The sequence below is a fragment of the Alphaproteobacteria bacterium genome (assembly GCA_035625915.1).
In the GTDB taxonomy this organism is placed as follows: domain Bacteria; phylum Pseudomonadota; class Alphaproteobacteria; order JACZXZ01; family JACZXZ01; genus DATDHA01.
Genome location: DASPOR010000150.1, coordinates 1 through 6,819 on the forward strand (window position 1 = coordinate 1; position 6,819 = coordinate 6,819).

Here is a 6,819-nt window from a genome sequence, read left to right on the forward strand (position 1 = left end):
GAACGGGACGTGCTGGCGAAGATGTGGGTGCTGCGGCGCATTCTCATGCCGATGGGCATGAACGACGCAATGGAGTTCCTGCTCGACAAGCTTCGCCACACCAAGACAAACGGCGAATTCTTCCAATCGATGAATCAGTAGCGCGTCGAAGGTGCGTCGCACATTCGAGGGCAGCTTGCCCTTGCGCCCACGCAAAAAACGCGGCGTGCGGCCGGGCGCCGCGCGCGGGCGCGCCAATACCCTACGGCATTAGCACCGTCGATCCCGTCGTCTTCCGCGTTTCGAGATCGCGATGGGCTTGGGCCGCATCGGCCAAGCGATAGGTTTGATTGACGCGGATCTTGACCGCACCGCTCTTGACGACACGGAAGAGGTCCCGTGCCGTCGCGACGAGATCTTCGTGCTTGGCCACGTAAGTGCCGAGCGTGGGGCGCGTGACATAGAGGGAGCCCTTCGCGGCGAGCTGGCCGAGATCGAACGGTGGGATCGGTCCCGAAGAATTGCCGAAGGTGACGAAAAGCCCGAGGGGTGCGAGGCACGCCAGCGACTTCTCGCAGGTGTCCTTCCCGACCGAGTCGTAGACGACGGGCAGCCCCTTGCCCTTGGTGATCTCCTTGACGCGCTCGGCAAAGTCCTCCTTGCCGGTCACGATGGGATGTTTGCATCCATGCGATTTGGCGAGGGTTGCTTTCTCGTCGGAACTCACGGTGCCGATCACGGTAGCGCCGAGCGACTTCGCCCACTGGCACATGATCAGGCCCACGCCGCCGGCCGCCGCGTGCACGAGGATGGTGTCGCCCTTCTTGACCTTGTAAGTGCGGCGAAGGAGATAGCGCGCCGTCATGCCTTGAAGCATCATCGCCGCACCGGTCTTGAAATCGATCTCCTTGGGCAGTTTGACAAGACGGTCGGCCGGCATGATGCGCGCTTCCGCGTAAGCGCCGATGGGGCTTAGTCCGTACGCCACACGATCGCCGACCTTGAAGTCCTTTACCTTGGGTCCGACCGCTTCAACCACGCCCGCCCCTTCATATCCCAGCCCGCAAGGATAGCTCGGCTGCTTGTAGAGGCCGGTTCGGACATAGATGTCGATATAGTTGAGTCCGATCGCGTGGTGACGAACGACGACCTCGCCCGGCCCCGGATGGGCCAGAGGTGCCTCCACCATTCGCAGCACATCGGGACCGCCTGGCGTGGTGACTTGAATAGCCTTTACCATGGTTTCTCCTTCTTTGAATCAGCGCATTCTTGATTCAGCCGAGGGCCTTCTTGAAAAAATCGAATGTGCGGCCGTTCGCAAGCTCCGCCGACGCTTTGTCGTAGTGTTGACCGCCCACGCGCGCGAACGCGTGATTCATAGCGGCATAGCTGTGGATCGTGACGAGCTTGTTGCTCCCAAGCGAGGCTTTGATCTTGGCCTGTGCGGCTGCCGGGCAGTATTCGTCCTTCTCCGCGATATGAAGCATCAGGGGCTTCTTGATGTTCTTCGCCTCGTCGAGGGCCGCTTCGATCCCCACGCCGTAATAGCCGACATTGCAGTCGGCCGTCGTCCGTGTCGCCATGAGATAGGCGAGCTTGCCGCCAAGACAAAAACCGACGGCGCCGACCTTGCCCGTGCAGCCTTCGTGTTTGCGCATGAAGTTGAGGGTCGCCTTGAGATCGTCGACCCCTTTCGCCTCGTTGAAGCCCTTGTAAAGCTCGAACGCGCGCGCCCATTCGGCTTGGGTCTTGTCCGTGATCTGGATGCCCGGCTGCTGACGCCAGAAGAGATCGGGACAGATTGCGAAGTGGCCCTGCTTTGCGAGATCGAGACAAACCTCGCGCATGACATGATTGACGCCGAATATCTCTTGGCAGACGACCACGCCCGGTCCCTTGCCGGTGGCGGGTCGGGCGAGATAGGCGGAGAAGCTGCCGCCGTCGGCGGCGGCGATCGTTACCTCAGGCATGATCCGCTCCTATCGTTGACGATTGTCGGTTTATCGATTGGTTGAAGGTCGGGTGATTGGTGCAAGACTATCGTGCGCCGCCGGGCTTGTCACGACCGCGGCCGTCGCTGCGTCGCAATGGGCAAATGCAAGGTCAGCTCAACCCGGAGAGCAGGTCCGGCTGCTCAAGGGCGAGCAGTTTTCTTTTGGTGGCCACACCGTCTCCGCCGGAATAGCCGCCGAGGGAGTTGCTCCCGATGACACGATGGCATGGGATCACGATGGGGATCGGATTGGCGCCGCAAGCGCCGCCGATCGCGCGCGGAATGCTGTCGACCTCGCGGGCGAGCGCGCCATATGTCCGCACCGCGCCGTAAGGGATCCGTTCGAGGGCACGCCAGAGCCGGCGCTCGAAGTCGCTGCCGCGGGGCTCGGTCGGCAAGTCGAATATCGTGAGCCTGCGGGCGAAATAGGCATCGAGCTGTTTTTTCGTTTCGAGCAAGAGCGGCGTTTCGTCCCGGCCGGGTCGTCGGCGACCGATGTGTATTTCCGTTATGTAATCGCCATCGGCGACGACAGTGATAGGGCCGATCATGCTGGGGATCGTCAGGCTCGCCTTGCTTGTCGAACGATCGGGCTCTTTCATCGCACGCTCATGATGTTGGCACGTGTGCGACCGGTCCCAACGCCATTCGGAGACCATCGGTCGACGTGATGGGGAGGGAGCACGTTCTACCGGTGCAGACATAAGCGGTCGGCTTGCCGTCATGAAGGCCCTTGCCGTGTGCGGGATGTTCCGCGGGCAGGGAGATGCCGGGCGAGACGATCTGGACAAGGCGGTTCGGCTGGGACACGCCATAGGCAGCTCGTCGGAGTGCCTCGAATGCCGGATCACCCGGCGTTCCAGCCAGAACGACCTGAATGGCGTTGTCGTGAAGTGCGGCAGCACCGAGCAGGGTGGCGAACGAGAAAATATTGTCACCGAGCTGTCCCGAAAAGGCGCTGAGTACGGCGTCGGCACGCTCGCGGTACTGCACCTTTCCCGTGTGGTAGTAAAGCCTTGCAAGTGAGGCGGCCATTGTGCCGTTACCGGAGGGTGTGGCGTTGTCGCTTGCGCTTTTGGTTCGCACGATGACGTCGGTGACATCGTCCGCGGTGAAAAAATAACCGCCGCTCTCGGTGTCACGATAATGCCTGTCGAGGATTTCGACCCAGGACTCCGCAAGACGAAGATAGTCGGGCTCGGTCGTCGCCTCATAAAGCATCAGGGCGGCATCGACCATGTTGGCGTGATCGTCGAGCGAGCCGGCATGCTTGAGCTGACCGGCGCGGTAGCTATGACGCAGCCGCCCATTGGCGCTCATGCGCCGACTGACAAATGCGAAGGTGCTTGCGGCTGCTGCGACCCATTCGGGTTTATCGAAGGCGAGCCCCGCGCGAACCAGGGCCGCAATCATCAGGCCGTTCCAATCGGCGAGCACCTTGTCGTCCCAGCCAGGCTTTACGCGCGTTTCTCGATGCCGCCACAAGGTCTTGCGCAGTTGAGCGAGCTTTGCCTCCAAGGCGGGTTCGAGCAATCCGTCCGCACCGATGCGGTTCAGGATATTGACGCCCTCCCAATTGCCGTCGGCCGTGACATCGTAGGTGCGTTTGAAGAACACAGCGTCGTCGCCGAGGAGCCGTTCGATCTCGCCGGCCGACCAGACATAGAAGCGCCCCTCGTGCCCTTCGCTGTCGGCATCCTGGGTTGCGGCGAAGCCCCCGTCCGGCGAGATCATCTCGCGCAGGACCCAATCGACGGTTTCGACGGCGCGGGTCTCGAACAGCGGATTGTGTGTGTCGAGCCAGGCATCGGCAAGAAGTTCAATAAGTTGAGCGTTGTCGTAGAGCATTTTTTCGAAGTGGGGCGCCAGCCAGCGATCGTCCGTCGAGTAACGTGCAAAGCCGCCGCCGAGATGATCGTAAATACCGCCCTGGGACATGCGCACGAGCGTGACCAGCACCGCGTCGCGAAAGGCCCGATCGCCGGAGCGCTTCCAAAGGCGCCAGAAGAGTTTGAAGATCGGGACTTGCGGAAACTTGGGAGCGCCGGCGATTCCCCCATCATGGAGGTCCACCATCCGCAAAAGCCGGCGTGCGGCATCGGCGATCGTGGCTTGGGGGAAGCCCTGTCCGGCGTGCGATTGGCCCAAACGCTCGAGACCCTCGCGCAAGGCGCTGACATTGCGATGCACGGTGTGTTTTTCCTGGCGATAGACCTCCGAAATGCGATTGAGAACATCCCGGAACGCCGGTCGGCCGTACCGCGCATCCGGTGGAAAATACGTGCCGCCCCAGAAGGGTTCTCCCTCCGGGGTGCAGAACATCGTCAAGGGCCACCCGCCATGTTCCCCCAGGAGTGCGAGCGCGTGCTGATAGATGGTGTCGATGTCGGGGCGTTCTTCACGGTCGATTTTGATGTTGACGTAAAGCGCGTTCATTATCGCGGCGGTTTCGGGATCCTCGAAGCTCTCATGGGCCATGACGTGGCACCAATGACACGCCGCATAGCCGATCGAAAGAAGGATCGGACGGTCGAGGCGCTTCGCCTCCGCCAGCGCGTGGTCGCCCCACGGCTGCCAATGCACGGGGTTGTCCTTGTGCTGGAGAAGATAGGGGCTCGTCTCGCGGCCGAGTAAATTCTGCGTGGTGGGGTCCTGCGGGGCGAGGTCTTGGCTCATGGTGTCCCGGTTGGTGTTCGGGTGTGGTGGATTTCAAGTTTCGAACATTTTGGCGGCATCCGCGTTCAGGAAGGCGAATGCCACACTAGAGATGATGCGAAGGCGCAGATTTGTCGAATCGCGCCGCGTGCGTGAAGGCTGGGGATTTGGTTGTCGTCCAAGGCTTACCCAAACCGAGCGGCTGGCGTAATGTCGCAATAGTGCGGCGGGGAACGCCGGGGCTCAACGTCAAAATCGGTATTCCCGCCCGAGCGGGCGCGAGGCGGAGGATTCCCATGAAGGTAAAGATCGACGTCGACTGCACGCCCCAGGAAGCGCGGCTTTTTTTCGGCCTACCGGACATCGAACCGATGCAGAAAGCGCTGCTCGCGGAGATGGAGGCGCGCATGCGCGCCACGTTGGCGGCCACCGATCCTGAGGCGCTTTTCAAAATTTGGCTGCCCGCGGGCGTGCAAGGTTGGGAGCAGTTCCAACAGATCATGCGCTCGCATCTTGGCGGTGACGCACGGCCCGACAAGAAAGGCAAGTAGTGGCGCGGGACACGATTTTCGCGCTGTCGTCGTCCGCCGGTCGTGCTGCAATCGCCGTCATTCGCGTGAGCGGTCCGGCATCCTCGACGGCGATTCGTGGATTGACAGGGAAAGGGCTGCCAGCACCCCGCTTCGCCCAGTATGCGCGGCTTCGGGACCCGGAAAATGGGGCCGCGCTCGACGACGGTGTCGTCCTTTGGTTTCCCGGCCCGAAGAGCGAGACCGGCGAGGATATGGCGGAATTTCAAATTCACGGCTCCCGTGCAACGGTCGATGCAATGCTCGAGGCGCTTGCGAAACTTGCGGGATTGCGCCCAGCGGGGCCCGGCGAGTTTACAAGGCGCGCGTTCGACAATGGCAAGCTCGACCTCACGGCCGTTGAGGGGCTTGCGGACCTGATAAACGCCGAGACTGAGGCCCAGCGTCTTCTGGCATTGCGCCAGATGAGAGGCGAACTCGGACGCCTCTATGACGGCTGGCGCTCCAGGTTGGTCGCGATCCTGGCCCATGCCGAGGCCGATATCGATTTTCCGGAGGAGACGGCGGACGCGTTGTCGGCAGGGTTCGTGCACGACGTTTCGGCAATCGAAACGGAAATCGTTCGACACCTCAGTGACGGGCGGCGTGGGGAGCGCACAAGGGATGGGCTTTCGGTCGCGATCGTGGGTTCCCCCAATGTGGGGAAATCGAGCCTTCTCAATGCCATTGCGCGCCGGGATGTCGCGATCGTCTCTGCTCGCGCGGGCACCACGCGCGACGTGATCGAGGTGCATCTCGATTTGGCGGGATACCCGGTGACCCTTGCCGATACGGCGGGAATTCGCTCAAGTGGCGATGAGATCGAGATCGAAGGTGTAAGGCGCGCCGTCGCGCGCGCGGAAGATGCCGACCTGCGGCTTGTGGTCTTTGACGCAACACGATGGCCCGAAATGGAACGTTCGGTTGCGACCCTCGCCACGATGCCGAGTATTTTGGTCTTGAACAAAGTCGACTTGGCCGCGAGCACCTTGGACATGACGTTCGAGGGTCGGCCCTTGATTGCGGTTTCGGCGAAGACGGGGCACGGACTCGCGGGGCTCATGGAGAGGCTGGAGTGCCAAGCGGTGGCGTTGTTGGGCGTTTCGTCGGCGCCCACGCTCACCCGGCTCCGCCATCGCGAGGCGCTGGAGAGTTGCGTCGCGGCGCTGCGTCGCTCCGCGACTGCCGCACTGCCGGAGCTCAGAGCCGAAGATTTACGGCTCGCGATGCGCCAGCTCGGGCGGATCACGGGCCGCGTTGAGGTGGAGGCCATTCTCGACGTCGTTTTCCGCGATTTCTGCATCGGGAAATGACCCAGCCGCACGTGCGGTCACGTTAATCATTTCACGTGAAACCCCGGAATCTTGCGCCCGCTTTGACTCTCATACGAGGCCCGCGTAGAAATCCGGGCCATGAACCAAAATCCATCGCGGTACGACGTCGTCGTGGTCGGTGGCGGCCACGCGGGCTGTGAGGCGGCGGCGGCGGCGGCGCGCGTCGGCGCGCGGACGCTCCTGTTGACCCATCGGCTGGATACGATTGGCGAAATGTCATGCAACCCGGCGATCGGTGGCCTTGCGAAAGGCCATCTGGTCCGTGAGATCGATGCACTCGACGGCGTCA

Annotated in this window: 8 protein-coding genes; 4 read left to right on the forward strand and 4 right to left on the reverse strand. The window is 62.2% G+C overall.

Annotated features, from left to right (window positions below; translation table 11 throughout):
• On the forward strand, positions 1–141 hold a 141-nt coding region (locus tag VEJ16_11865; GenBank protein HYB10359.1), incomplete at its 5' end, for a transcription termination factor Rho.
• Positions 142–241: 100 nt separating this feature from the next.
• On the opposite strand, the gene VEJ16_11870 is transcribed toward VEJ16_11865, so the two are convergent.
• The 4 genes from VEJ16_11870 to VEJ16_11885 all read right to left on the reverse strand — a co-directional run bounded on the left by VEJ16_11870 (position 242) and on the right by VEJ16_11885 (position 4,648).
• The gene (locus tag VEJ16_11870; protein HYB10360.1) at positions 242–1,219 is read right to left on the reverse strand and encodes a quinone oxidoreductase; all 978 of its coding nucleotides are present in this window, start codon (positions 1,217–1,219) and stop codon (positions 242–244) included.
• Positions 1,220–1,253: 34 nt separating this feature from the next.
• Entirely contained in the window at positions 1,254–1,949 is a 696-nt protein-coding gene (locus tag VEJ16_11875) for a dienelactone hydrolase family protein (GenBank protein ID HYB10361.1), read from the reverse strand.
• Positions 1,950–2,082: 133 nt separating this feature from the next.
• Positions 2,083–2,574: a methylated-DNA--[protein]-cysteine S-methyltransferase gene (locus VEJ16_11880; protein ID HYB10362.1), complete on the reverse strand. Its 492-nt coding sequence runs from the start codon at positions 2,572–2,574 to the stop codon at positions 2,083–2,085.
• Positions 2,575–2,581: 7 nt separating this feature from the next.
• The gene (locus VEJ16_11885; protein ID HYB10363.1) at positions 2,582–4,648 is read right to left on the reverse strand and encodes a thioredoxin domain-containing protein; all 2,067 of its coding nucleotides are present in this window, start codon (positions 4,646–4,648) and stop codon (positions 2,582–2,584) included.
• 275 nt (positions 4,649–4,923) lie between these two features.
• Here VEJ16_11885 and VEJ16_11890 point away from each other — a divergent pair, with 275 nt between their 5' ends.
• The 3 genes from VEJ16_11890 to VEJ16_11900 form a co-directional block, all read left to right on the forward strand.
• Positions 4,924–5,178 (forward strand): DUF6489 family protein, encoded by a 255-nt coding sequence (locus tag VEJ16_11890; protein HYB10364.1) that lies wholly within the window; start codon positions 4,924–4,926, stop codon positions 5,176–5,178.
• Positions 5,178–6,509, forward strand: coding sequence for a tRNA uridine-5-carboxymethylaminomethyl(34) synthesis GTPase MnmE (gene mnmE, locus VEJ16_11895; protein HYB10365.1), 1,332 nt, complete (start codon positions 5,178–5,180; stop codon positions 6,507–6,509). The genes VEJ16_11890 and mnmE overlap by 1 nt, the downstream gene beginning before the upstream one ends.
• A gap of 99 nt (positions 6,510–6,608) precedes the next feature.
• The coding region (locus VEJ16_11900; GenBank protein ID HYB10366.1) for an FAD-dependent oxidoreductase at positions 6,609–6,819 on the forward strand (211 nt) is incomplete at its 3' end.

Coding starts and splice junctions, on each gene's coding strand:
- VEJ16_11875 (HYB10361.1), bottom strand. CDS start 1,949: ATGCCTGAGGTAACGATCGCCGCCGCCGACGGCGGCAGCTTCTCCGCC.
- VEJ16_11885 (HYB10363.1), bottom strand. CDS start 4,648: ATGAGCCAAGACCTCGCCCCGCAGGACCCCACCACGCAGAATTTACTC.
- VEJ16_11880 (HYB10362.1), bottom strand. CDS start 2,574: ATGAAAGAGCCCGATCGTTCGACAAGCAAGGCGAGCCTGACGATCCCC.
- VEJ16_11870 (HYB10360.1), bottom strand. CDS start 1,219: ATGGTAAAGGCTATTCAAGTCACCACGCCAGGCGGTCCCGATGTGCTG.
- VEJ16_11890 (HYB10364.1), top strand. CDS start 4,924: ATGAAGGTAAAGATCGACGTCGACTGCACGCCCCAGGAAGCGCGGCTT.